Here is a 24655-nt window from a genome sequence, read left to right as displayed (position 1 = left end):
ATAAGGGGAAGGGCGTGACATGGCTCGATCCTCCACAAGAGGTCGGGCCGCTACCAAACCCGGGGCGGTTCAAACCCACGGCGCGGGTTCTCCGCCGTCGTCGTTGGCGAACCCCACCGGGCCTTCTACGGCAACCAGTTCGGCCTGACGGTGCCTCTGTTCGCCCACTACGGCGTCGAACTTTGGGTGCCCGAGATCGGCGGCCCGATCGACCCCGACAACGAGGCACACGAACTCGTCATGTCCGTCTTCGGCGGCATGAGCAAAGGCGAACGCAACCGGATCAAGCTCCGCGTCCGCACCGCCATGACCGCCCACACCCTCCTCGAGGGCCGCTACCTAGGCGGACGCCCGCCTTACGGCTACACCCTCCGCGACCTCGGACCCCACCCCAACCCCGCCAAGGCCGCCGACGGCAAACGCCTCAAGGGCTTGACTCCGGATCAAGAGACCGCGCCGATCGTCCGGCGGATCTTCGCCGAGTTCCTCACCGGAATCGGACTCTTCGCCATCGCCGAAGGACTCACCGCCAACCACGTACCCTGCCCGTCGGCGCATGACCGCGCCCGCAACCCGCACCGCAGCGGAATCGCCTGGTCCAAGAGCGCCGTTCGGGTCATCCTCACCAACCCCCGCTACACAGGGCGGCAGGTGTGGAACAAGCAACGCACCGACGAGGTGCTGCTCGACGTCGACGATGTGGCAATGGGCCACACCGGCGTCCTGCGCTGGAACACCCGAGACAAGTGGGTGGTCTCAAAGGAGATCACCCACGAGCCGCTCATCGACGATGCGACGTTCGAGCAGGTCCAAGCAATCCTGCAACGGCGCGGACGGGGAACCGGCGGTCAGCACGTCAAGCAGCGCACCCGCAACCCGTACGTCTTCCGCGGCATGATCTACTGCGCCGCCTGCGACCGACGCATGCAGGGCCAGTACAACCACGGCGATGCCTACTACCGCTGCCGCTTCCCCCAGGAATACGCCCTCGCCAATCAGGTCCCACATCCCCGCAACGTGTACCTACGCGAGGACGCCCTCACCGACCCCCTCGACACCTGGCTGGCCTCTGCCTTCACCCCCCATCGCATCGAACAGGCAATCACCGCGCTCGCCGACGCCCAACCCTTGAATCTTTCGCCCGCTCCGGCCACGGCAGCCCAGACGATCATCAACGAATGCGACGCGAAGCTGGAACGCTACCGAGCCGCCCTCGATGCCGGCGCCGACCCGGCGGTAGTCACCGGGTGGATCGCTCAAACCCAGACCGAACGCGCCCGCGCCGAAGCAGACCTTGACGCGAACGCGGGCAACAGGCCACGCCGGATGAGCCGAGCGGAAATTAGAGACCTGGTGACGGCCCTCGGCGACATCGCCGCGGCCCTTCGCGACGCCGACCCCGCCGACAAGGCCGAGATCTACCGCCAACTCGGCCTTCGGCTCACCTACCAGCCGGAAACGCAAACGGTGCGCGCTTCAGTGGATCTGAGCGCGCACCGTGGGGTAATGGTTTGTGTCCGAGGGGGGACTTGAACCCCCACGCCCTATACGGGCACTAGCACCTCAAGCTAGCGCGTCTGCCATTCCGCCACCCGGACCTGCTCGTCCAGCCTACCCTGTCGACCGAGGTGATCTTCTCACCGGTTCGGCCGCCCCGGTGGGCCGCACGGGGCATTACTGTACACGGCCCGGGTGGATCATGCACATCGCCATCGCACTGCAGCGTTTCCCCAGGTCAGCCCCACAGGCGGGCGGCCAGACCCGGCAGCCGGGACCGGATACTGGGGGGCGGGTAGCGAGGAACCGGCAATTCCGGGCAGCATTGCTCACGTGTCCCACCCCTCCCCCCTGACCGCCGCTCAACACCAGGCCCTCGCGCTGCGCTCCGCCGGTGACCTGGCGACCGCCCGCCGCCTGCTCGCCGACGCGATCGCGGCGGCCCGACCGGCCTACGGTGAGGACCACCCCGACGTACTCGCCACCGGCCGCCTGCTGGCCCGCCTGCACCGCGAGGCCGACGACCCGGCCGCCGCCCGGCGGGTCCTCGAGGAGGCGTACGCGGCCGGCGAGCGTCGCCGCACCGACAGCGACCCGCTGATGCTCGCACTCAGTTTCGACCTCGCCGGGGTGGCGGAGGAACTCGGCAACCGGCACGAGGCCCGCCGCAACTACGCCCGCGTGGCCACCGCCGGGCCCGCCGTGCTCGGTCCGGACCACCCCGCGGTACGCGCAGCCCGTCACTACCTCGGCGGCTCCGCCGCCGCTCCCGTCCCGCCCGGCCCACACCCCGGCGGCGCCGCCGCCGCTGCCGACCCGCAGCCCGAACCGGGGGCCCTGTCGGGGCCGACCATGTCGCTACCCGCGATGCAGCAGCCGCACCCGGCGCAGCCCGCCCCGCCCCGGCCCGGCGGTCCCTCGGCGCCCCCCGCCGTCCCGCCGGTGCCCGGTGCCGAATGGGCGCCCTCACCAGGGCCGGCCCGACCGGCCCCCTGGGCACCGCCCGCTTCCGGCCCGCCGACGCACCTGCCGCCGCCACCGGCGGTGCCGCCCGCGCCGGTCAGCGCCGCTCCCGCCTCGACCCCGCTGCCGCCGCCTCCGGTCGTCCCCCCGCCGACGTCCGCTCCCCCGACCCCGACCTCCGGGCCGGGTGCGCCTGTCGTCGGCCCCCACAGTGCCTGGGCACCGCCGGCGGAGGCGACGACGCGATTCCCCGCACCGCCCGCCGCCGGGTCGCCGCCTGGGGGGTCGCCGGTCGCAGCTCAGCCGCCAGCGCCCGGAGTCACGCCGGTCACGGCCGTGCAGCCCGCGCCCGGGATCACGCCGGTCACGGCCGGGCAGCCCGCGCCCGGGGTCACGCCGGTCACGCCCCGACCTCCGGTCGTCCCGGGGCCGCCCACGATCCCCGGCCCGGCGACGCCGTTTCCGTCCGCGGCGCACCCGATGCCGCAGGCTCCCAGCTCGGCGCCGCCCGCCGCACCGTCGGTCCCGTTGCCGCCGGCGCCGGTCATCCCGCCTCCGGTCCGCCCCGTCTCGACGCCGCCCGCGCTCACCCCGGGGCCGGCCGCGCCGGACCTCCGTGCGCCTAACCCGCTCGTTCCACCCACAGCGGCAACCGTGCCGCCGGCGCCGAGGATCCCGGCCCCGACCTCTGCCCCGCCCGCGTCCGGCGTGCTTCCTCCGCCGCCGCCCATCCCGGTCTCCGCTCCGCCGATGTCCGGTGCGCCGACCGCGGCACCCACCTCGGCCCCGCAGGCAGCCGCACCGCGGACGGCCGTCCCGCCACACCGGGCGCCCGTCCCGCCGGCCGCGGAAGCGGGGGAATCCGGTGCGGGCGAGCGCGGCGACGCCCCCGCAGCCCCTGCGCCGGGGTGGGACAAGCCGACCATCCAGGTGCAGCAGATCGGCCCGCTGCTCCGCGAGGAGGCCGAGAGGATCGCCGCCTCGTCTGCGGGTGCCGGCGCGACCGCACAGGTGAGCAGCCCGCCCGCGAGCGCGCCCCCGGCTAGCAACTCACCCGTGGGCGCACCTCCCGTGAGCGCACCTCCAGCGGGCGGACCCCCCGTCAGCGGACCGCCCGTCAGCGGACCGCCGGTGAGCGGGCCACCATTTCAGCCGCCCTCCGCCGCAGCTGCCCAGGCACCCGTCGACTTCCCACCGCAGCCCGTCAGCGACCCACCGGTCAGCGCGACGCCCGCCGCGCCCCAGCTCGACAGCGCCCTACCGGTCAGCGGGATGCCCGCCGCGCCGCAGGACGTCAACGCCCCACCGACCAGTGGCGCCCCCTTCGCGGGTCAACCCGTCAGCGCCCCACCGACCACCGGCGCCCCTTTCCCGGGCCAACCCGTCAGCGGCCCACCGGGCATCAACCCTCCGTTCAGCGGGCCACAGCCAACCGCTGCCCCACCACCCGGTCAGCCCGTCAGCGGGCCGTCCGGTCACCCGGTCAGCGGCCCGCCCGGGTACCCGGTGAGCGGGCCATCGCCAGCCCCTGCCCCGCCGCCCGTTCATCCCGTCAGCGGCCCGCCCGCTCAGCCCATCAGCGGCCCGCCCGGTCACCCGGTCAGCGGCCCGCCCGTATACCCGGTGAGCGGGCCGCCGACGACCGGGTTCCCGCAGCCGGTGAGCGGGCCGCCCGCCGCGGCGCCGGTCAGCGCCTCGCCCGTGCCGCCGTGGGGGATGACCGCACCGCCGTGGAGCAGCGCGGCGCCGCCGCAGCCGCTCGACCGGCCCGCCGAGTCGCGTCCCGAGCCGGTGGTGGACGCGCCCGCGGCAGCGGAACCGGAGCCGGTGCCGGAGGCCGGGGACGAGGCGGCCCGGCCCCTGCCGGTCTACGACGCGTTGCTGGAGTTCCCCGAGTCGAAGCAGTCGGAGCCTGAGCCGTACCCGGGTCAGGGGGCCTGGCCGGCGGTGCCGCCGGCGTTCCACCAGCCGGCCGCGTACCCGGTGGCGGAGGAGCCGGAGCCGCGCGGCCGCAACCGGACGGTGGTGGCCGTGGTGGCCGGCGCCGTGGTGGTCGCGGTGGCGGCCGCCGTCGGAGTGGGCGCGGTGCTGCTCAACCGCGATCCGGCGCCGCCGCCCGCGCCGGCGCCGACCGCGGTGAAGCCGAAGGCCAGCGGGCCGCCCCCGGGTGACCTGCGGTTGCAGGACGACACCACCACGATCACGGTCACCTGGACCGACCCGACGAGCGGCGGGGTGCCGTTCGTGGTGGCCGGTGGGCGGGCCGGGCAGAAGCTGGGCGTGATGGCCACGGTGGACGCGGGGCAGACCCGCTACACGGTGAACGGGTTGAGTCCGAAGCTGGACTACTGCTTCACGGTGCTGGCCGTCTATTCGACGGACAGCTATGCCACCTCGGGTCAGGTCTGCACCGACCGGGAGGGCGGCACGACGCCAAACTAGCGGCCGCCACGACACGGTCGGTGTCCACAGGAGGACGGTGCGGGTTCCACGGTTCCCGGCTGGCCCCTATGATGGCTCCCGGCCCTGGGGAGAGGTTGACCGTGCGTGGGCACCTCCCACACCGACTCGGGGAGCAGCGACTGGTAGTTGCTTCCTCTTCAGACCGTGGGGATGATCAATGAAGGTCACCCGCATCGCCTACTCGGCCCGGCTGAACCCGGGCAAGTACGCGGCTCTGTCGGAGCAGGCTCGCCGGTTGGGTCGGGTGCGTGGTGAGGTATGGCAGCGATACGGCTCAATCAACGGTGTCGGGGCCGGGCTACGAGACCGGCAGGTCCGAAACCGGTGGCTGACCGACGGCACGCACCTCCAGTTCGGTGTGTCGGCGAACGCGTGGAAGGAAACTGTTCGCGACGCGATGGCCGACATCGGGGCGAACCTGGCGGCGGCCAAGGTCGACGTCCGGCGGGCAGCTGATCGTCGCACCAACGATCCGGCCGAGCGCAAGCGGATGTTCACCGCATTGAGAACCAACCAGTGGGCCGATGACCCATTCCTATCTCGACAAATGCGCACGCACTGGAAGCGTGGAAGAAATCGCACGCACAATCAGATCGTCGTGCGCGCCGACAAGTACAACACCGCCGTCGATAGGCGGGGGCGGTTGTGGTTGGCGATTCCCGGCCTTGAGCCCCGGAAGTTGGTCACAATCCCGCTGTCCACGACCGTCGCGCCGACAGGAACGCTGCGGGTTATCCTGCGCGGCGGCCGAGTCGAGGTGCACTACCAGATCGACGCGGCGAAGATGCGGTCGTCGCAGCGGGCATGCGGCGACCGGACCGTTGGCGTGGACAAGGGCTACACCGAAGCCCTCACCGACTCCGACGGAGCCCCTCATGGCTGCGACCTCGGCGCACTGTTGGCTAGTGAGTCGGACAGGCTGAAGGAACGTAACCGGCGGAGGGCGAAGCTGCGCTCGATCGCGAACAGCGCCGCCGCACGTGGTGACCACGCGAAGGCCCACCGGATCGCGGCCAACAACCTCGGCACGGTCAAGCGGGACCGGCAGGCGAGTCGGCATCGGGCCGCAGTGCGCACGGAGGTCTTCACCGCCGTGCATCGGGTCGTCGACAAGGCCGCCACCATCGTCGCCGAAGACCTCACCCGGACCTTCGCCGGGCGCAGAATGCTCGGCAAGAACGTCAACCGGCGCCTCGCCGCGTGGACCAAAGGAGTCACCGCCGAGGCCCTCAAGAACGTGTCGGAGCGCAGAGGTTCTGCACTCGTACATGTCAACGCCGCCTACACCTCACAAGCCTGTCACCGCTGCGGCCGGCTCGGCCGACGCAGCGGGGACCGGCTTCACTGCACCTCGTGCGGGGTGGTGTGGCAGGCCGACGTGAACGCCGCGATCAACATCCTGTACCGAGCCGGCGACCCCGACATCGCCCTGCACACCCCACACCACAGGGTGAAGCAGATCCTGCAGGATAGGACCGATCGCCACCGGACCAGACTGCCGGTCCAGGACTCCAGCCCGACCGCTGTCGGACGGAGAGCGAATTATCCGAACCGCTCAACTATGAGCATTGATTGGGAAGCAGGCAGCCGGCTGTGACCACCATCGAGGACGTCACGAGCACCGGGCCGGAGACGGCCCACCCCCGGTCCCGGATGCGGGGCGGGCTGGTGACCATCGGCACCGTGGCCGCGCTGCTGGCCGCCATGGGGCTGACCGTGCTCGGGCTGGGCGCCGCCGACAACGCGGTGGCCAACTACGACGCCTCCTCGTGGTTGTGGAGCACCAGCCGCAGCGAGCTGGCCCGGGTCAACGGGGTCACCGCCCGGGTGGACACCCGGATGGAGGTGCCCGGCGGGCGCCGGCACCAGATGCAGGTCGCCCAGACCGACCGGCTGCTGATCCTGCGCGACCTGAACACCGGGCAGGTCAGCTCGCTGGACCTGGCCACCCTCCAGATCACCGCGACCACGCCGACCGCGCCGGGGCTCGGGGTCAGCGTCGCGCTGCACGAGGACACGGCGTTCGTCGTGGACGCGGTGCAGGGCATCGTCCGGCAGCTCGACCCACGGTCGCTGACCCCGGTGGGCGAGCCGGTGCGCTACCCGCCGGGCATCACGGGCGGGGCGTTCGACGGCGCCGGCAAGCTGTGGGTCGCGGTGCCGAGCGAGGGCACGGTCTCGGCGGTCACCGCCGCCGAGCTGCCCGCCACGCCGGGCGCGGCGCCGCCGGCCGGGCTCAGCCCGAAGCGGGTGGAGACGTACGAGGTCGCGGAGCCCGCGCACGAGCTGGTGGTGTCCACCCTGGACGAGGGTGTGGCGGTGCTCGACCGCACCTCCGCCTCGCTGGTCACGGTGCGGGCCGGCCGGACGCTGCGGGCCGACCTGACGATGACCGCCCCGGGCAGCCTGCCGGCGCGCACCAGCGGTCCGCAGGTGCCGGTCACGGTGGCCGGTGAGCGGAAGGTGCACGTGGTCCGCGACAGCGACGAGGTGCACCAGTTCACGGTGCCCGGCGCGGGTGAGCGGCTCAGCCCCGCGGTGGCGTGGGCGGGCCGGTTCTACTGCGCCGACGAGAACACCGGCACGGTCTACTCGTTCGACGCGAACGGAAAGCTCGTCGACACCATCAAGGGCTCCGGCCGACCCGGCCCGATGGAGCTGGAGGTCCGCGAGAACCACCTCTTCATCAACCCGCCGAACTCGTCCACCGCGCAGGTCGTGGACGACCGGAACCAGGTCCGCGAGGTCAACAAGTACGCCAACGACGTGCTCGGCGGCGACCCGCCGCCGGTTGCCCCGCCGCCGCCTCCGCCGAAGAAGCCGAAGGTGGGCAAGCCGGGCGCGCCGCGCGCGGTGACCGCCGCCGCGGGGAACGCGTCGGCGCGGGTGAGCTGGCAGGCGGCCGCGTCCAACGGCGCCGAGATCACCAGGTACGTGGTGGAGGGCGCCGGCCAGCGCCACGAGGTGGGCGCGAACCAGCGTGCCCTGGAGATCACCGGGCTGACCAACGGTGAGACGTACACGTTCGCGGTGCACGCGGTCAACGCGAAGGGCGACGGGCCGGCCCGGAAGAGCAACCCGGTCACGCCGACCGCCGCCGTGCCGGACCCGCCGGCCAGCGTGACCGCCGAGGCCCGGCCCGACGGCACGGTGCTGGTGAAGTGGCCGGCGGCCAACGGCCAGGGCAACACCGTCACGAAGTACGCGGTGACCGCCAGCTCGGCCGGCGCGACCGCCCCGGCCGGCGAGTCGCCCAAGACGGAGCTGGTCATCCCGGCCGGCCAGCTGGAGTACGGCACGCAGTACGCCTTCACCGTGATCGCGGTGAGCGACAAGGGCGCCGGGTCGAAGGCCTCGCCGGTGAGCAACACGGTGGTGCCGTTCACCGTTCCGAAGGCGCCCACCGAGCTGCGCGCGTCCACGGTGGCCGACCAGCCCGGCACCATCGCGGTGCAGTGGGCGCCGGCCGTGGACAACGGCCGCCCGGTGACGAAGTACCTGGTGGAGGCCGCCGGGAAGACCACCGAGGTGACCGACGTGCGGGCCACGATCGGCGGGCTCGGCGACGGCCAGAACGTCACGGTCAAGGTGAAGGCGGTCAACGAGGCCGGACCTGGCGCGGAGGCCAGCACCACGGCCCGCACGGTGGCCGCGCCCCGGGTCACGGTGACCGGCTCGTCGGCCGACGCCACCTCGGTGACGGTGACGTTCACCGTGGACGCGGGCGGTGGCCGGGCCACCTGCTCGGCCGCGACGGGGGGCAAGACCGCCAGCGGCAGCTGCTCCAGCCTGCGGGTGACCGGCCTGACGCCGGGCACGGCGTACACGGTGACGGTGACCACGACCAACGCGGCGGGCAACGGCACCGCGACCCGGGCGCAGTCGACCGACCCGGTGTACGGCGTCGCCACGTGCAAGAACGGCTCCTCCGGCGCGGAGGCCACCTACTGCAACTCCGACCGCGCCGGCCGCAACGGCAACGAGATCTTCGAGATCACCCAGCAGGTGGACAGCCGCCAGGCCGGCTGGGTACCGGACGGCACCCGACTGCGAACCTTCTGCAAGAAGCAGGGCGAAGAGGTCTACGCCTACATCTACAACAACGACAAGCGCAGCACCTGGTGGGTCCAGGTCGACTACAAGGGCAAGACCTACATCCCGTGGGCCTGGCTGAACCTGGAGGGTGGCGACAACCTCAACCTCCTGCCCACCTGCTGACCGCGCCGCACCGAGGAGCACCGCGCCCGTGAACACCCACGAACCGCTCACCCAGCCGGAGGTGCAGGGCTTCGCCGCCCTGGCCGCCCGGCTGGCCGAGAACGTCAACGCGGTCGTGCTGGGCAAGCCGCAGGTGGTCCGGCTGGCGCTGACCGCGCTCTTCGCCCAGGGGCACGTCCTGCTGGAGGACGTGCCGGGGGTGGGCAAGACGACCCTGGCCCGGGCGATCGCGGCGACGGTCAAGGGGCAGTGGCGGCGCATCCAGTTCACCCCGGACCTGCTGCCCTCGGACGTGTCCGGGGTGACCATCTTCAACCAGGCCACCCGCGGCTTCGAGTTCCACCCGGGGCCGGTCTTCGCGAACATCGTGATCGCCGACGAGATCAACCGGGCCTCGCCGAAGACCCAGTCGGCGCTGCTGGAGGTGATGGAGGAGCGCACCGTCACCGTGGACGGCGTACGCCACCCCGTGCCGCAGCCGTTCCTGGTGGTGGCCACCCAGAACCCGGTGGAGATGGACGGCACCTACCGGCTGCCCGAGGCCCAGCTCGACCGGTTCCTGGTGAAGCTCTCCGTCGGCTACCCGGACGAGGCGGTCGAGGTGGAGGTGCTGCGCGGCGCCGCCCTCCGCTCCCCCGACTCGCTCACCGCGGTCACCGACACCGCCACCGTCGGGGAGATGGTGAAGATGGCCCGGCGGGTGCACATCGCCGAGCCGCTCTACACGTACGCGGTGCGGCTGGCCGCGGCGACCCGCACCCACCCGCAGGTGCGGGTCGGGGTCAGCCCCCGGGGCGTGATCGCGCTGACCCGGGCCGCGTGCGCGTACGCGCTGATCGACGGGCGGGGCTGGATCATGCCGGAGGACCTGAAGACGCTGGTCGAGCCGGTCTTCGCGCACCGGCTGCTGCTCACCCCGGACGCGCAGGTGCGCGGGGTGACCCCGGCCGACGTGCTGCGCCAGGCGGTCGCCTCGGTGCCGGTGCCGCTGCCGTCGGGGCAGCCCGCCCCGGTCCACGGCTGACCGGTGGGGATCACCGCCCGCGGCGTCGGGCTGCTCGTGGCCGCCGTCGTGCTGCTCGGCGCCGGCTTCCGGTACGCGTACCCGGAGCTGACCGTGCTCGGCGCGGCGGCCGGCGTCGCGGTCGGGTACGCCCTGGTCACGGCCGCCTGGCGGCCCCGGTTGACGGTCGAGCGGGTGGCCGACCCGGACCGGGTGGCCCGGGGTGAGCCGGCGGCCATGGTGCTGACCGTGCGCAACACGGGCCGGCTGCGGGCGGCGAACCTGCTGGCCGAGGACCGCTGCGGCGGACGGCTGGTGCCGGTGCCGGTGCTGCGGCTGCGTCCCGGCCGGGACACCGAGGTGCGCTACCCGGTGCCGACCCGGCGGCGGGGCGTGGTGCCGGTCGGTCCGCTGCGGGTGACCCGGCGCGACCCGCTCGGGCTGGTGGCGCTGGCCCGCGCGTACGGGGGGACGGTGCCGGTGTGGGTGCACCCGCGCATCCATCCGCTGTCGGCGGTGCCGACCGGCGCCGGGCGCAGCCTGGACGGGCGGATCGACAGCGTGCCGCACGGCTCGATCACCTTCGACTCGCTGCGCGAGTACGTGGTGGGCGACGAGCTGCGCCGGGTGCACTGGCGGACCAGCGCCCGGGTGGGCGAGCTGATGGTGCGGGAGAACGTGGACACGAGCCTGCCCCGGCTCGTGGTGGTGCTGGACAACCGGGCGGCCGCCCACCCGGACCGGGACGCCGGGGTGGCCGAGTCGTTCGAGTCGGGCTGCGAGGCGGCGGCGTCGGTGGTGGCCGCCGCGGTCCGGGAGGACCTGCCCGTGAGCCTGCTGCTGGTCGCGCCCGCCCCCGCCGAGCTGGAGTCGTCGCACGGGCCGTTGGACCGGCTCGCCGCGGCGGAGCTGGCCGAGGGCGGGGCGGACGTGCTGCGGGCCGCGCTGACGCGGCTGCGGCAGGACCGGCTCGGCGACACGCTGGTCTTCCTCAGCGGGCCGGGGGCCCGCGGCGACCTGGGGCACGTCGGCGCGCTGCGCGGCGCGTACCCGTCGGTGGTGGTCGGGATGTTCGGGGCGGCGGAGCCGACGGCGGCCGGAACGGCGGGCGTGCTCGTGGTGGACGCGGCCGACGGCGCCGAGTTCGCCGCCGAGTGGGACGGGATCCGCCGGTGGTGACCGTGACCCCGCCGCGCCCGGCGGTCGACGCGCCGGCCGGGCCGGCGGATGGTGGTCCGGGCGCCGTGGCGCGGGTGCTGCGGGTCGTGCCGGTGCCGCTGGCGCTGATCGTCATGATCGCCCTGGCTGGCGTGGTGCTCGGGCGGGTGTACGCGGACCCGCTGCTGAGCCGCCTGACGGCCGGCGCGGCGGCCGGCGCGGTGCTGGTCAGCGTGGCGGCCCGGCGGCTGCCGTCGTGGCTCGTGGCGCCGCTGTCGGTGGCCGCGCTGGCCGGCTGGACGCTGCTCTCGCTGCGGCTGGCGGCCAGCCACGCGGCGCTGCCGGGCGGCCTTGGCGAGGTGGCGGCGGACGCCGCCCGCAACGCCATCCCCCGGCTGCTCACCGCGATGATCCCGGTGGAGCCGGCCCCGGACACCGTGCTGGTCCCGGTGGTGGCCGCCTGGCTGGCCGGGCTGGCCGCCGCCGAGGTGGCGCTGCGGGCCGGTCGGGTGCTGCTCGGCTACCTGCCGCCGGTGCTGCTCTACGCGGGCGCACTCTACGTGGTCGGGCCGAACGCGGTCCCGGCGGTCGGGCCGACGGTGGTGTTCGCGGCGGTCGCCGCCGTCGGGCTGGCGGTGCCCGCCGGGCGAGCCGGAGCTGCCGCCGCCGACCCGGTCGCCGGCCTGGCCCCGGCGGTCCGCGCGGCGGTGCGGCTGCGGCTGCTCGCGGCGAGCGCGGCCGGCGTGGCGGTGGTGGTGGCGCTCGCGGCCCTGCTCGCCCCGGTGGTGGCCGGCCAGGTCGACGCCCGCCCGGTCGACCCGCGCCGCTACGTCGAGCCGCCGCAGGTGGAGTCGCTGGACGAGAACCCGCTGATCCGGATCTCCGGCTGGGCGCTGAACCCGGACCAGAAGCTGCTCGACGTGCGGACCGAGGCGGGCGCGGCGGACGCGGGCCCGCCCCGGATCCGGCTCGCGGTGCTCAGCGACTACGACGGGGTGACCTGGCGGGTGGGCGCGACGTACCGCAACGCGGGGCGGATCCTGCCGGCCGCCGGGCCGGTGCCGGGCGCCGCCACCGACCCGATGCGCCAGGAGATCACCGTGGCCGACCTGACCGGAAAGCTGCTGCCCGCCGTGCCGACCCCGCGCGAGGTGACCGGCGCGCGGGTGGCGTACGACCCGGCGACCGGGACGCTGATCCGGCCGGAGGGGCTGGCGCCGGGGTTGCGGTACACGGTCGCCTCGGTCCAGGAGCGCCCGGACACGAACCTGCTCACCACGGCGAACGTGCCGGCCGGCGACGCGGTGGCCCGGGTGCTGCGGGTGGCCGACGGGGCGCCGGAGCAGCTGCGCCGGCTGGCCACCCAGCTCGCCGAGGAGAACGGCGCCCCGTACGCCCGGGCCGCCGCGATCGCCGACTTCCTGGCCGAGCACTACCGGGTCACCGCGGACGCGCCGAGCGGGCACGCGTACCCGAACCTGGCGTTCTTCCTCTTCGGACCGCGCAACGGCGGCGGGCAGCGGGGCACCTCCGAGCAGTTCGCGGCGTCGTTCGCGGTGCTGGGCCGGCTGGCCGGCCTGCCCACCCGCGTGGTGGTCGGCTTCGAGCCGAAGGCGGACGGCCCGGTCCGGGCGGCGGACGCGTACGCCTGGCCGGAGGTGCTGTTCGAGGGCGTCGGCTGGGTGCCGTTCGACCCGATGCCGCGCCCGGACGAGGAACCGCGCCCGGTGGAGGAGGACTTCCGGCCGAAGCCGGAGGACCCGCCCCCGTCCGAGGTGCCCGCGCCGACCGTGGAACCCACCGCCACCCCGCCGGCGGCGGCCGGCCCGGATCGGCGCGGCGGGCCGGGCGGACCGGGTACGCCGGTGCTGGTCGGCGGCGGCGTCGGCGGCCTGGTGCTGCTGGTCGGGGCGCTGCTGCTGACCCTGGCGACGCTGCGCCGCAGACTGACCCGGGGCCGGTTGGCGCAGGGCGACCCGGGCCGCCGGATCGCGGGCGCCTGGCGGGAGGTGACCGACGCGCTGCGACTGGCGGGCCGTCCGGTCGGCGCCGACCTGTCCGCCGCGGAGGTCGCCGAGCGGGCCCACCGCACCCTCGCCGAGGCCCGCGCCGCCACGACGGGGCCGACCCCCGCAGAGCCACCGCAGGCCGCGCCGGCGCAGGCCCGGTCAGCGGAATCGCCGCGGCCGGCTCCCGGCAGCGAGGCGGGAGCCGACGTGCCGGGCGTCGAGGTGGACGAACTGGCCGACCTGCTCAATCAGGTGGCCTTCGCGCCCGGCACCGCCACTCCCGTCCAGGCCGATCGGGCGGCGACGGTCGCCACCGCCTACGTGACCGCGCTCCGCGCCACCCGACGCCGCTGGCGCCGCCTCCTGTGGAGAGTCCACCCCGGCCCGCTGCGCTGGCGCCGCTGACCCCACCCGATATCGGCGACCGTCCGTTCGAGGAGAGCACCCGCCGCCGGCACGAGCCCGACCACGGCACGCCGCTCCCGCGTGCCGCGCCCGCATCGCGCGGGCCAGGCGGCGGCAGCCGTCCGGGACGAACGCCACCTCGTCAGGATCTCCACGGAAGCGGCGTGGGCGTGCTGGCGCGGGGCGCCTAGCGTGAGGACATGACCGTCGTGATGTGGGTGGTGCCGGCGGTGGCGGGCGTCGGGGCGGCGGTCATCGCCGGCTGGCGGTGGCGCGGCCGGGTCCGTCGCGAGCCGACCCGGGCGGATCGTTTGGCGGCGGCCCGGAAGGCCGCGCGCGAGCTGCGCCGGTCAGGTCCCCGTGCGCACCGGGACACCTTCGAGCGGGGCGGCGCCCCCGTCGACCGCCACTCCGCGGCGATCCTGGAGAACAGCGTGTACGGCGACGCCGCCGGCCACGGGGGCGACGGCGGCAGCGGCTCCTACTGATCCGCCGCGCGCAGCTTGCGGACGAGTTTGCGCAGGCCGGCCTGCCAGCCGTCGGGGTCCTCGGCGCGGCGGCGGGCGTAGCCGGCGACCTCCGGGTGCGGCAGGATGAGGAACCGCTCCTCGGCCAGCCCGGCGATGGTGGCGTCGGCGACCTGGTCGGGGGTGAGCACCGCGCCGGAGGCGGCGATCACCCGGGCGCCCAGGTGCCCCTCGGCGAGGCCGCCGGCGAGCATCGGGGTGTCCACGCCCTGCGGGCAGAGCGCGCTGACCCGGACGCCGTCGTCCCGGTAGGTGATGGCGAGCCATTCGGCGAGGCCGACCGCCGCGTGCTTCGTCGCGGTGTACGGGGCGTCGCCCACCGCGGTCAGCACGCCCGCCGCCGAGCAGGTGAACAGCAGGTAGCCCTGGCCGCGGCGGAGCATCCCCGGCAGCGCCGCCCGGGCGCTGTGCACGTGCCCCAGCACGTTGACCCGCCAGGCGCGGTCCCAGTCGGCGTCGGGCGCCTCCACTCCCCCGCCGGTGGCCACCCCGGCGTTGGCGCAGAACAGGTCGATCCGGCCGTGGCGGCGCTCGGTCTCGTCGACCAGCGCCCGTACCTGCGCCTCGTCGGTGACGTCGAGCCCGACGCCGTGGGCCACCGGGCCGATGGCCTCGGCCACCGCACGCGCGGCGTCGGCGTCCAGGTCGGCCAGGACGACGGCGGCGGCGCCCTCGGCGGCGAACCGGCGGCCGAGCGCGGCCCCGATGCCGCCCGCCCCGCCGGTGATCACGGCCACCCGGTCGGTCAGGTTCATCTCAGCCCGCCTCCTCGCCGGTGACACCGAGCCGCCGGATCAGCCCGGCCAGGGCCGCCGCGCCGCCGGTGGTCAGCTCCGGGGTGGGCAGCAGCGCCAGCACGGGCACGTCCACCCCGAGGTCGGCGTAGCGGCGGACCCGGGCGACGCACTCCTCGGGCGAGCCGTGCAGGACCAGCGCGTCGACCACCTCGTCCGGCACCGCCGCCGAGGCGCCCCGCCGGTCGCCGGCGGCCCACGCCTCCCACATCGGACCGAGGCTGTCGTGGCGCCCCAGCCACCGGTGAAAGGCCGCGTACGCCGGCACGGTCAGGTAGCCGGTGATCAGCCGGCGGCCCAGCGCCCGGGCGTACGCGGCGTCCTCGGTCGGGCACACGAAGATCCGGGCGGCGACCTCGAAGCCGGCGCGGCGCTCGCCCAGCTCGGCCAGGGCGGTCGGCACGTCCTCGGCGGCCAGCCAGTTGAGGATCACCCCGTCGGCCTCGGCGGCGGCGAGCCGCAGCATGCCGGGGCGCAGCGCGGCCAGCAGCACCGGCGGCGGTACGGCCGGCGGCCGTTCCAGGGTGAACCGTCGGACGGTGAAGGTGTCGTACGCCTCGTCGACGGTCTCGCCGCGCAGCGCGGCCCGCAGGAAGCGCAGCACGTCCCGGGTCCGCTTGACCGGCTCGTCGAAGCGGACCGCGTTCCAGTCCCGGACGAGCACCGGCGAGGAGGCGCCGATGCCCAGCGCGAAGCGCCCCGGCGCGGCCTCGGCGAGGGCGGCGGCGCTCATGGCGAGCAGCCCGGGGCCCCGGGTGAACACCGGGGCGATCGCGGTGCCCAGCCGCAGCCGCGGTTGCCAGGCGGCGGCGAGCGCCAGCGGCGTGAACGCGTCGGTCCCGGCGACCTCCGAGGACCAGACGTCGGTGAAGCCGGCCCGGTCGAGCGCCGCGTAGACCGCGGCGTGGTCGGCGAGGGTGACGCCGGCCAGCGGCACCGTCATGCCCCATCGATTCGTCACCGGTCGATCGTGCCCGGTCGCCGCCGCCCGGAGCAAGATCCCGACCGGTGGCTCCCGGTCGCGGCGCGACGCGCGGAGCCGCACGGGTGACGCGTGCGATACGCGACATTGCCGCCCGGAAAGAGTGCTACGACTGCCAGGTGGGGTGGAGCGGGGGGCGGCGGTGAGGACTCCGGAGCCGGCCGTGCTGGTCGGGCCGGAGGGCGGCGCGAACCGGGCCACCTTCGTGGAGCTCTTCTTCGACCTGGTGTTCGTCTTCGCGCTGACCCGGGTCTCCGCCCGCGCCTTCGAGGACCTGGCGCTGGAAGGCGGAAAGACCGGTTGGACGTTTTTGACCGGGGGCGGCAAGACCCTGCTGCTGCTCCTCGCGCTCTGGGCGGTGTGGCAGGGCACGGCCTGGACCACCAGCCGCTACGACCCGTACCACATCTGGCTCCAGACGATCGTGATCATCGCACTGGTGGGCAGCATGGTGATGGGGGTGGCCATCCCCCGCGCGTTCAGCTCCACGGGGTTGGCGTTCGCCGTCGCGTACGTGGTGGCGCAGGTGAGCCGGCCGGGAATCCTGCTGCTGACCCTGGGCCGGATTCAGCACCGCCGGCTGAAACTGCGCATGCTGATCACCTTCAGCGTGACCGGGGTGCTCTGGGTGACCGGCGCGCTGCTGCCCACCGATCCGCGGGTGACACTGTGGGCGCTCGCGCTCCTTCTGGAATACCTGGCGTCCCGGTTCGGCTGGCCGGTGCCCGGGCTGGGCCGGTCGACCGTCTCCCGCTGGGACATCCACGGGGAGCACCTGGCCGAGCGTTACCAGCAGTTCTTCCTGGTCGCGGTCGGCGAGACGATCCTGATCGCCGGGCTCGCGTACAGCCGGGACCCGGGCAGTGCCACCCGCACCGCCGCCTTCGCCGCCGCGCTGCTCACCTCGGTGCTGTTCTGGCGGATCTACGTCCAACGGGCCGGGCAGATCCTGGGCGAGGCGGTGACCCGGGCCGCGCACCCGGCCACCATCGGCCGCTCCGCCGCCGACACCCACCTCGTCATGGTGATCGGCGTGGTAGCCACCGCGATCGGCTACGAGCTGGTCAACGAGCACCCGACCGGGCACAACGAGGTCGGCTGGCTCGCCATGATCCTCGGAGGTCCGGCGCTCTTCCTGCTCGGCCGGGCCCGCTTCGAGTACGAGGTGTTCGGCCGGGTGTCCCCGTCGCGCTGGGTGGCCATCCTCGTCCTGGTGCTGCTCACGGCGCTGCTCAAGCCCGTGGTGCCACTGACCGCGGCGGTCGCCACCCCGTTGGCCGCGGCGGTTGCCGCCCCGCTGGTGCTGCTCGGCGTGGCGGTGGCCGACGCCCGCCGCGCCTGGGGCCGCCCACCGGAGGCGGCCGCCCCGCCGTTCTGACCGCGCCCGGGTCGGGGGCCGTTGCCGTCTCCGTCCCGGCGCTACCATCCGCGGGTGACCTTCTCGATCGTCGCCCGTTCCGCCGACGGCCTCCTGCACGGCGTCGCGGTGGCCAGCAAGTTCCTCGCCGCCGGGGCGCTCGTCCCGGCCGCCGAGGCCGAGGTCGGCGCGCTCGCCAGCCAGGCCCACGCCAACCTGGCGTTCCGGTCGCAGGGGCTGGCGATGCTGCGCACCGGAGTCCCCGCGGCGGGCGTGGTGGCCGGCCTCGTCGCCGCCGACCCGGGCCGCGACGACCGGCAGCTCGGTGTGGTCGGCGCGCGCGGCGACGGCGCCACCTGGACCGGGCCGCGCTGCCACCCGTGGGCGGGCGGCCAGTCCGGCGACGGGTGGGCCGCCCAGGGCAACATCCTGGCCGGCCCGGAGGTCATCGACGCGCTCCGCGACGCCTGGCTCGGCGGGGCGGACCTGCCCTTCCCGCAGCGGCTGCTGGCCGCCCTCGCCGCCGGCGACCGGGCCGGCGGCGACCGGCGGGGCCGGCAGAGCGCCGCCCTGTTCGTCGTGCAGCGCCACGGCGGCTACGCCGGCACCGGCGACGAACTGGTCGACCTGCGGGTCGACGACCACCGCGACCCGGTCGGCGAACTGGGCCGGCTGCTCGACATCCACACCCTGCTCTTCGGCAAGCCCGACCCGGCCACCCTGCTCGACCTCACCGGTTCGGTCGCCGACGAGGTGGCGGCGCTGCTGGCCGCCGCCGGCCACCCGGTCGGTGCCGCCGGGGTGGAGGAGGCGCTCGACGCCTGGGCCGGCGTCGAGAACCTGGAGGAGCGCATCGTCCCCGGCCGGATCGACCCGGTCGTCCTGGACCACCTGCGCCGCGCCACGGCGCCGGCCACCGGCGGCTGACGGCCGCCGCTCAGCCGCCGAAGGACAGCCAGCGGAAGCCGGTCCGGTCCAGCACCGCCCGCTCCGCGTCGGTCAACGACACCCGCCCGGTGGCCTTGCGCACCAGCATCAGCGCGTCCCAGCCGAGCTCGTCGGGCACGTCCCGGCCGTCGCCGGCCAGGAGATCGGCCACCACCGTCGCCGCGGTCGGGGTCAGCCAGGGCCGCCGGTCCAGCGCGTCGGCCAGGTCCAGGCCGTGCACGGCGACCTCCACCACCCGGGTTCGCAGGAACTCGGTCAGCGCCATCGCGTCGCCGTGCCGGGTGCGGACCAGCCGCCCCGGCGGCTGGGCGGTCACCGCCGCGTCGGCGGCCCGCCAGGCCCGCGCGAAGCCCTCCGCCACCTCGGGTACGCCGGGCAGGTCCCGCGCCTCCCGCCGGGCGCCGTCGATCCGGTCCCGGTCGACGTCGGGCGCGAACTTGGTGGCGCCGAAGTAGCCGGCCGCGTCCACCTCGGCGCGCTCGGGGGCCGGCGCGGCGAGCATGCCGGCCAGCCGCCCGGCGCCGGTACGCACGTGCGCCAGCAGGTCCCGCACGGCCCAGGGTGGGCAGGGCGTGGGCCGGTCCAGGTCCGCCGCGTCGAGTCCGCGCAGCACCTCCTCCAGCCGTGCGCACTCGTCGCGGAACGCCGCGCGTACCGTGTCCATCCGTCCGTCCTCCCCCGTCCGGTCCGTACCCGTCCGACCAGCCTGCCACCGCCGTTTCGTCGGCCACCCGCCGGGTACGCGCCGGTCGACGAGGAGAGGGGGCGCCGAATGGCCGGCATCATGCTGCGCAGCACCGCGTTCACCGACCACGACCTGCTGCCCGGGCGGTTCGCCAAGGACGGCGACAACATGTCACCGCCGTTGCAGTGGTCGGACGTGCCGGACTCCACCGAGGAGCTGGTCCTGCTCGTCGAGGACCCGGACGCCGGCAAGGAACCGTTCCTGCACTGGCTGGTCACCGGGATCTCGCCGGAGGCCGGTGAAGTGCCCGAGGGTGAGGTGCCGCCCGGCGGACGGGAATGGCCGAACAGCTTCGGCGAGACGGGCTGGAGCGGGCCGCATCCGCCGCGGGGTGAGGAGGCGCACCGCTACTTCTTCCGCCTCTACGCGCTCAACCGCCCGCTGGACCTGTCCGGCGCTCCGCAGGCCACCGACGTGCACCGCGCGCTCAAGGGCCGGGAGATCGCCAGCGGCACCACGGTCGGCACCTACTACCGCTGACCCGCTCCGGGGACCGGCCGGGGATCCCGGCCGGTCAGCCCTTCCAGCGGGGCACCAGGCGGTGCACCACCGCGAGGACGAGCGCGGCCACCACGGCGATCGTGCCGGCGATGCCGGCCGCGCTGCCCGCGTACCCGATGAAGAGCGGACGGCGGCTGAGTTCCTCGACGGGGATGGTGGAGCGGTCGACCAGCCAGGACAGGGCGAGCGCGGAGACGACCAGGGCGAGGGCGCCGGCGAGGCCGAGCACCACGGCGGCGACCCGGTGCGCGTCGGCCGGGGAGACCACGGCCTGTTCCCGCTGGAAGAACAGGAGCACCAGGCCGGCGAGCGCGGCCCAGGCGCCGACCACGAGGAACGCGGCGACGGCGTCGCTGGGCCGGTGCCAGCCGGCGGAGAGGGTGGCCACCCCGGCGGCGGCCGCGTAACCGGCGCCGAGGAACGCGCCGGCCACCCGCAGCTTCGGCGGCAGCACCAGGATCAGCGCGATCGCCACGGACGCCGCCACGGCGGTGTGTCCGCTGGGCAGGCTGTTGCCGGCCGCGGCCCGCTCCGGGTCGATGCCGAAGTCGGGACGGTCCAGGTAGCGCTTGAGCAGTTGGGTGCTGACGTTGGCGCCGGCGATGAGCAGGGTGGCGGTGACCGCGAGCGCCTTGCGGCCGCGGATCAGCGCGATGAAGCCGATCATCGCGGTGACCGCCAGCAGCGACACCACCGACATGGCGTTGAGGATGCGGTTCACCGGCTCGTCGATGCGGTCCTGGCCGATCCGGTTGCCGGTCAGCGCGACGGTGTCGAGCCACTGGCCGAGCTCGGTGTGCACGGCGAAGCGCCACACCACGATGAACGCGGCCGTCTGGGCCATGGCCAGTACGACCAACCAGACCGCCGTCCAACCCCTCGCCGTCTCGCGCACCCGGACAACTTAACGGTAGGCCGGGTCGGGCGCTCGTCGGAGCACCGTGGCCGTGGGGTTAGGTTGGTGACGCGACAGGAGGAGGTGGCGCGTGACCAGCATGCCGGAGCCGGAGCGGCCGCCCGGGGACCGGCCGGAGTCGCTGGCCGACCTGCTCGGTGGACGGCAGGGCGCGGTCGACGCCACGGTGCCGCCGGTGGCGTTCGCCATCGGCTGGCTGGCCGCCGGTTTGTGGGGCGGGGTGGTCGCCGCGGTGCTGGCCGGTACGGCCGTGGCGGGCTGGCGGTGGCGGCGCGGGGACCGGCCGCGCTCGGTGCTGATCGGGCTGCTCGCCGTCTGCGTGGCCGCGCTGATCGCGCTGCGGACCGGGCGGGCGACGGACTTCTTCCTGGTGCAGTTGGTCTCCAACGCGGCGAGCGGGCTGGCCTGGACGGTGAGCATCGTGGTGCGCTGGCCGCTGCTCGGCGTCGTGGTCGGCGCGGCGCTCGGCCAGCGCTCGCGGTGGCGGCGCGACCCGGCGCTGCTGCGGGCGTACGCGCGGGGCAGTTGGGTCTGGGTGGCGAGCTACCTGTTGCGGCTGGCGGTGTTCGTTCCGCTGTGGCTCGGCGGGCAGGTGGTCGCGCTGGTGGTGGCGCGGGTGGCGCTGACCTGGCCGCTGGTGGCGGCGGCGCTGGCGGTGAGCTGGCTGGTGATCCGGCGGTCGCTGCCAGCGGATCACCCGGGGTTGCGGCACCCGGTCGTGCTGTTCGAGCGCGACGACGTGCCGGCAAAGTAAAAGAGAGGCCGCCACGGGGGGAGCGGCCTCTCCGGTGAAGTACGTTACTCCGTCCCCGGCTCTCGCGTGATCCCGTGGAGCGCCGATTTTCACGGGCTTTTTCGCGGCAAGTTCGTCTCCGGGCGGTTGGGTGGGCCGGTCCGTCCGCTGCGTCGGCCGGACGGCCGGCCCACCCGGGCCTGACCGTGGGAATCAGGCCGCCCGCCGACCGGGCCGCTCCGTTCCCCCTTCGGCCCGGGTCGGCCTCCGTCGCGGGCGGGCCTGACCCGCCCGCGACGGAGTGGTCATCTCAGCCCGCCGGGAAGTAGGTGCCGTAGTCGGCGTACGCCATGGCGACGTCGGCCTGGGCCCAGAACCGGTGGTAGTTGAAGACCGGCTCCGCGCCGCCGTTGAGGTACGCCTGCACCTTCGGCCAGTCCGGGTCGTTCTTGTAGAACGAGCGGATGTCCAGGAAGCTCTTGCCGGCGGCGATCGCGTCGCCGTTGGGCATCTTCCCGGTCCAGCCGGAGGGGACGTAGAGGCCCTGGCCGTCGGCCGCGTTGTAGACGTCGTCGAAGCGCTTGTAGTCGCCGCGCTTCTCCGGCATCGAGACGCCCTTGGCGTCGGCGGCGGCCGACAGCGCGTCCAGCAGGCCCTTGGCGGTGGTCTTGGCCGCCGCGTTGCCGGACTTGGCCGCGTACGCGATGAGGGTCCGGGCGTAGGCGGCGGCGACGCCGACGTCCTGGCCCTTCACCGTCACCTCGACGTGCAGGTTGGTGTTCGGCTGCGGGCTCGTCGGGTTCCAGTTGGCGGGCTGGCCGGTCCACTTCATGTCCGAGGGGATCGACCAGTTGGCGCCCACCGTGGTGTTGGCGATCGCCCACGGCACCCACTTGTCCAGCAGCGCCTTGGCCTTGGCGTTGCCGGTCTGCAGGTACAGCTCGGCGATCCGCTGCATCGACCAGGCCTGCATGCCGAACCACTGGTTGGACGGCGGGTCGTTGTAGACCGGGTCGACGTCGTAGTACATGCCGTAGAAGGTGGCGGTGCCGGCCGGCGGCTGGGCGTAGCTGCCGTCCCAGCTGTTGGTGGCGCCGCCGGCGATGCCGCCCTCGGCGGACTGGAGCCAGGTGTAGAACTCCAGCTGCCGGTCGAGGCTCTTCTGCCAGTCGGAGACCGCGGTCGGCGACCTGGGCTTGAGCTCGTCGACATTGGTCAGCGCCCAGGCCGCGAACGGGTTCTGGTAGCCGAAGTGGTTGTGGCTGGAGCCGATCCGCCAGGACCAGTTCTGCGACGTGTCGTAGGCGCCGCCCCAGGCGTAGTACCAGGAGAGCAGGTAGTGCGCCGAGTCGCGGCCGCTGCCGGCCGGGCAGGTGGACGCGCCGACGCAGTTGCCGATCTTCTTGAAGTACTTGTCGAACATGGCGTAGCGCAGGTAGTCACCCATCTTGGCGGCCTTCGCCACGGTGGCCGCGACGTCGGCCTGCCTGCCCTGCGCCTTGGCCCAGGTCAGCGCCCAGTACGCGGCCTGCACGGCGCGGGCGTCGGCGTCCGGGGCGTTGGTGTACTTCCACTGCTTGGCCGGGGCGTTGGACTCCTTGACGAACAGGTCGAGGTAGCCGTACTGGCCGCCGTGCTTGAAGGTGTCGCAGGACGGCTGGGGCACGGTCTCCCAGACCGACTCCTGGGTGCCGCGCTGGAAGGTGTTGATGTAGGCGGGACGGGTGGTGCCGTCGCCGCAGTGGCCGTAGCCGTAGGTGTTGTCGACGTCGAGCAGCCAGTGCATGCCGTAGATGTCGCCGGTGCCGTACGTGGACTGGAGTTCCGAGCGGAGCGGGTCCTGGCCGACCGGGACGTTCGGCTCCAGCGCCGACGGGTACTGGCTGGGCAGGTTGTGCTCGGCGGCGTACTGGGGGGTGCCCGGGGCGCCGGCGGTGGGCTGGTCGGCGTGCGACGGGATGATGTACTTCTCCATCACCGTCCATGCGTTGTTGAACGGGGCCCAGTTCTGGGTGACCCGGCCGTACTGCGCCTCCAGCCAGAGCCAGAAGCTGAACGCCTCCGAGGTGGTCTCGTGGCCGTGGTCGGGCGCCTCGACGATGAGCGTCTCGACGGAGTGGTACGGCACGCCCTCGGCGCTGAAGTAGCCCGAGTTCTTGATCTTGCCGTACTGGTCGAGGAACTTCTTGATGTACGCGTTGTCCCCGCCCGGGGTGTCGTTGTCGATCTCGGTGGCGGTGACCACGACGGGGGCGTAGCCGGTGGCCGAGGCGGTGATCGTGGCGGTGCCGCCGGTGGTGTCGGCGTCCTCCGCGGCCGCGACGGTGGCGCTGACCCCGGTGTTCCAGTTGCTCGGGGTCAGGGTCAGCGTCGAGGGCGACACGGTCACGTCGCTGTCGCCGGCGACGGCGAGGGTCACCGGGACGTTGGCGGTCGGGGCGGCGCTGAGGGTGAACTTCACCGACGACGTGCCGCCCTCGTTGACGCTCACGCCCGACGGGGTGGCCACCAGCACCGGGCCGGACGCCGGGTTGACGGTGAACGACTTCTCGGCCACCCCGATGCCGTTGGCGTTGTCGTACGCCTTGGCCTGCACGGTGTAGCTGCCCGCCGGCAGGTCCTCCAGCGTGTAGCCGTAGGGGGCGCTGGTGTCGGTGTTGACGAGCAGGCCGTTGCGGTAGAACTCGACCTTGCTGATGGTGCCGTCCGGGTCGCTGGCGGTGGCCGTCAGCGGCACGTCGGCGGGCGCCTCGAAGGGCCCGGCCGGCACGCCGAGCGAGACCGTCGGCGGCTGGTTGGCCGGGGTGCCGTTGCAGGTGACGCCATTGAGGGTGAACGCGGTCGGCTTCGGGTTGCTGCCCGAGTAGGCGCCGTTGAAGCCGATGGTGGTGGAGGCGCCCGTGCCGAGGTTGCCGTTCCACGACTCGTTGGTGGCGGTCACCTCGCTGCCGGACTGGCCCCACTTGGCCGACCAGCCCTGGGTCAGCTTCTGGGTGCTGTTCGGGAAGGCGAACCTGAGCGTCCAGTTGGTGACCGCGTCACCCAGGTTCTTGATGGTCACGTTGGCGGTGAAGCCCGTGCCCCAGTCGTTCGTCGCATAGGTCACGTCGCAGGCGGGGGCGGCCTGCGCGGCGCCCGCCGGCAGGGCCACCCCGCCGATGGCGAGGGCGGTGGCGGCGAGCATCGCCGTCCGGCGACGTCTGGCCATGAGTCTCATGTGCGCGGTGTCTCCTCGGACCGGGCCGGGACGCGGAGCCCCGGCGGGGCGCCTCCACGCGTCGATGAGGACGGACGCGGGGGGACGGAGGCGCCCGGAAAGGTGGTCGACCCGGCCGTGCCGGGGGGATCGGGGCGCCGCACCGGTGCTACCGGGTGCCCTCGGCGGCCCTCACTCACGCGAGCTGGCTCCGCGTCGCGGTTGAGAGTGTGCCATGGA

The 24655-nt window shown here is 74.4% G+C and carries 17 protein-coding genes, 1 tRNA gene and 1 pseudogene; 13 read left to right on the top strand and 6 right to left on the bottom strand.

Going from position 1 to position 24655, the window contains the following annotated elements; genetic code table 11:
* The first annotated feature begins 150 nt into the window (after positions 1-150).
* Positions 151-1533, top strand: a complete 1383-nt coding sequence (locus tag IEY96_RS29210; RefSeq protein ID WP_229791957.1) for a recombinase family protein — start codon at positions 151-153, stop codon at positions 1531-1533.
* On the opposite strand, the gene IEY96_RS29205 is transcribed toward IEY96_RS29210, so the two are convergent.
* Positions 1515-1598 (bottom strand) — tRNA-Leu (locus IEY96_RS29205). The two genes, IEY96_RS29210 and IEY96_RS29205, sit on opposite strands and share 19 nt — an antisense overlap.
* A gap of 94 nt (positions 1599-1692) precedes the next feature.
* On the opposite strand from IEY96_RS29205, the pseudogene IEY96_RS33290 reads away from it, so the two are divergent.
* From IEY96_RS33290 to IEY96_RS29165, 8 genes and pseudogenes are all read left to right on the top strand, one after another.
* A pseudogene (locus IEY96_RS33290) lies at positions 1693-2052 on the top strand (tetratricopeptide repeat protein); the annotation flags it as partial.
* Between the two features lie 2067 nt (positions 2053-4119).
* Positions 4120-4902, top strand: a complete 783-nt coding sequence (locus IEY96_RS29195) for a fibronectin type III domain-containing protein (protein ID WP_229791961.1) — start codon at positions 4120-4122, stop codon at positions 4900-4902.
* A gap of 178 nt (positions 4903-5080) precedes the next feature.
* Positions 5081-6520 carry an RNA-guided endonuclease TnpB family protein gene (locus tag IEY96_RS29190; RefSeq protein WP_189198013.1) on the top strand — a complete coding sequence of 480 codons (1440 nt, stop codon included), beginning with the start codon at positions 5081-5083 and terminating at the stop codon, positions 6518-6520.
* Positions 6521-6576: 56 nt separating this feature from the next.
* The gene (locus IEY96_RS29185) at positions 6577-9141 is read left to right on the top strand and encodes a fibronectin type III domain-containing protein (protein ID WP_189198028.1); all 2565 of its coding nucleotides are present in this window, start codon (positions 6577-6579) and stop codon (positions 9139-9141) included.
* Between the two features lie 28 nt (positions 9142-9169).
* Positions 9170-10165, top strand: coding sequence for an AAA family ATPase (locus IEY96_RS29180; RefSeq protein WP_189198012.1), 996 nt, complete (start codon positions 9170-9172; stop codon positions 10163-10165).
* 3 nt (positions 10166-10168) lie between these two features.
* Positions 10169-11323, top strand: a complete 1155-nt coding sequence (locus IEY96_RS29175) for a DUF58 domain-containing protein (protein ID WP_189198011.1) — start codon at positions 10169-10171, stop codon at positions 11321-11323.
* Positions 11299-13716, top strand: coding sequence for a transglutaminaseTgpA domain-containing protein (locus IEY96_RS29170; protein WP_373293666.1), 2418 nt, complete (start codon positions 11299-11301; stop codon positions 13714-13716). Before IEY96_RS29175 ends, IEY96_RS29170 begins: the two co-directional genes overlap by 25 nt.
* Positions 13717-13916: 200 nt before the next feature.
* Entirely contained in the window at positions 13917-14204 is a 288-nt protein-coding gene (locus IEY96_RS29165) for a hypothetical protein (RefSeq protein ID WP_229791956.1), read from the top strand.
* Here IEY96_RS29165 and IEY96_RS29160 read toward each other — a convergent pair.
* Together IEY96_RS29160 and IEY96_RS29155 are read right to left on the bottom strand one after the other, a co-directional pair.
* Positions 14198-14998, bottom strand: coding sequence for an SDR family oxidoreductase (locus IEY96_RS29160; protein WP_189198010.1), 801 nt, complete (start codon positions 14996-14998; stop codon positions 14198-14200). The genes IEY96_RS29165 and IEY96_RS29160 overlap by 7 nt on opposite strands.
* A gap of 1 nt (position 14999) precedes the next feature.
* Entirely contained in the window at positions 15000-15980 is a 981-nt protein-coding gene (locus IEY96_RS29155) for an LLM class F420-dependent oxidoreductase (RefSeq protein WP_189198025.1), read from the bottom strand.
* A 181-nt stretch (positions 15981-16161) separates the two neighbouring features.
* Here IEY96_RS29155 and IEY96_RS29150 point away from each other — a divergent pair, with 181 nt between their 5' ends.
* Together IEY96_RS29150 and IEY96_RS29145 are read left to right on the top strand one after the other, a co-directional pair.
* Positions 16162-17397: a low temperature requirement protein A gene (locus IEY96_RS29150; protein WP_229791955.1), complete on the top strand. Its 1236-nt coding sequence runs from the start codon at positions 16162-16164 to the stop codon at positions 17395-17397.
* Between the two features lie 54 nt (positions 17398-17451).
* Positions 17452-18303 (top strand): DUF1028 domain-containing protein, encoded by an 852-nt coding sequence (locus tag IEY96_RS29145; RefSeq protein ID WP_189198008.1) that lies wholly within the window; start codon positions 17452-17454, stop codon positions 18301-18303.
* A 10-nt stretch (positions 18304-18313) separates the two neighbouring features.
* On the opposite strand, the gene IEY96_RS29140 is transcribed toward IEY96_RS29145, so the two are convergent.
* A complete protein-coding gene (locus IEY96_RS29140) occupies positions 18314-18988 on the bottom strand; it encodes a maleylpyruvate isomerase N-terminal domain-containing protein (RefSeq protein WP_189198007.1) in 675 nt (224 codons plus the stop codon).
* Positions 18989-19096: 108 nt separating this feature from the next.
* Between IEY96_RS29140 and IEY96_RS29135 the strand changes: the two genes are divergently transcribed.
* Entirely contained in the window at positions 19097-19549 is a 453-nt protein-coding gene (locus tag IEY96_RS29135) for a YbhB/YbcL family Raf kinase inhibitor-like protein (RefSeq protein WP_189198006.1), read from the top strand.
* A 34-nt stretch (positions 19550-19583) separates the two neighbouring features.
* Here IEY96_RS29135 and IEY96_RS29130 read toward each other — a convergent pair whose 3' ends face one another.
* On the bottom strand, positions 19584-20414 hold the full coding sequence (locus IEY96_RS29130) for a phosphatase PAP2 family protein (protein ID WP_189198024.1): 831 nt from the start codon (positions 20412-20414) through the stop codon (positions 19584-19586).
* A gap of 151 nt (positions 20415-20565) precedes the next feature.
* On the opposite strand from IEY96_RS29130, the gene IEY96_RS29125 reads away from it, so the two are divergent.
* The gene (locus tag IEY96_RS29125; RefSeq protein WP_189198023.1) at positions 20566-21240 is read left to right on the top strand and encodes a DUF3159 domain-containing protein; all 675 of its coding nucleotides are present in this window, start codon (positions 20566-20568) and stop codon (positions 21238-21240) included.
* 289 nt (positions 21241-21529) lie between these two features.
* On the opposite strand, the gene IEY96_RS29120 is transcribed toward IEY96_RS29125, so the two are convergent.
* Positions 21530-24427, bottom strand: coding sequence for a glycoside hydrolase family 48 protein (locus IEY96_RS29120; protein ID WP_189198005.1), 2898 nt, complete (start codon positions 24425-24427; stop codon positions 21530-21532).
* Positions 24428-24655: the final 228 nt, after the last annotated feature.

The sequence above is a fragment of the Micromonospora fulviviridis genome (assembly GCF_014648395.1).
GTDB classification, from domain to species: domain Bacteria; phylum Actinomycetota; class Actinomycetes; order Mycobacteriales; family Micromonosporaceae; genus Micromonospora; species Micromonospora fulviviridis.
Note: the sequence above shows the minus strand (reverse complement) of the source record. Positions and strands in the feature narration are given on the sequence as shown.

Coding starts and splice junctions, on each gene's coding strand:
- IEY96_RS29190 (WP_189198013.1), top strand. CDS start 5,081: ATGAAGGTCACCCGCATCGCCTACTCGGCCCGGCTGAACCCGGGCAAG.
- IEY96_RS29185 (WP_189198028.1), top strand. CDS start 6,577: ATGCGGGGCGGGCTGGTGACCATCGGCACCGTGGCCGCGCTGCTGGCC.
- IEY96_RS29165 (WP_229791956.1), top strand. CDS start 13,917: ATGACCGTCGTGATGTGGGTGGTGCCGGCGGTGGCGGGCGTCGGGGCG.
- IEY96_RS29160 (WP_189198010.1), bottom strand. CDS start 14,998: ATGAACCTGACCGACCGGGTGGCCGTGATCACCGGCGGGGCGGGCGGC.
- IEY96_RS29155 (WP_189198025.1), bottom strand. CDS start 15,980: ATGACGGTGCCGCTGGCCGGCGTCACCCTCGCCGACCACGCCGCGGTC.
- IEY96_RS29140 (WP_189198007.1), bottom strand. CDS start 18,988: ATGGACACGGTACGCGCGGCGTTCCGCGACGAGTGCGCACGGCTGGAG.
- IEY96_RS29135 (WP_189198006.1), top strand. CDS start 19,097: ATGGCCGGCATCATGCTGCGCAGCACCGCGTTCACCGACCACGACCTG.
- IEY96_RS29130 (WP_189198024.1), bottom strand. CDS start 20,414: ATGGCCCAGACGGCCGCGTTCATCGTGGTGTGGCGCTTCGCCGTGCAC.
- IEY96_RS29125 (WP_189198023.1), top strand. CDS start 20,566: ATGCCGGAGCCGGAGCGGCCGCCCGGGGACCGGCCGGAGTCGCTGGCC.
- IEY96_RS29120 (WP_189198005.1), bottom strand. CDS start 24,427: ATGGCCAGACGTCGCCGGACGGCGATGCTCGCCGCCACCGCCCTCGCC.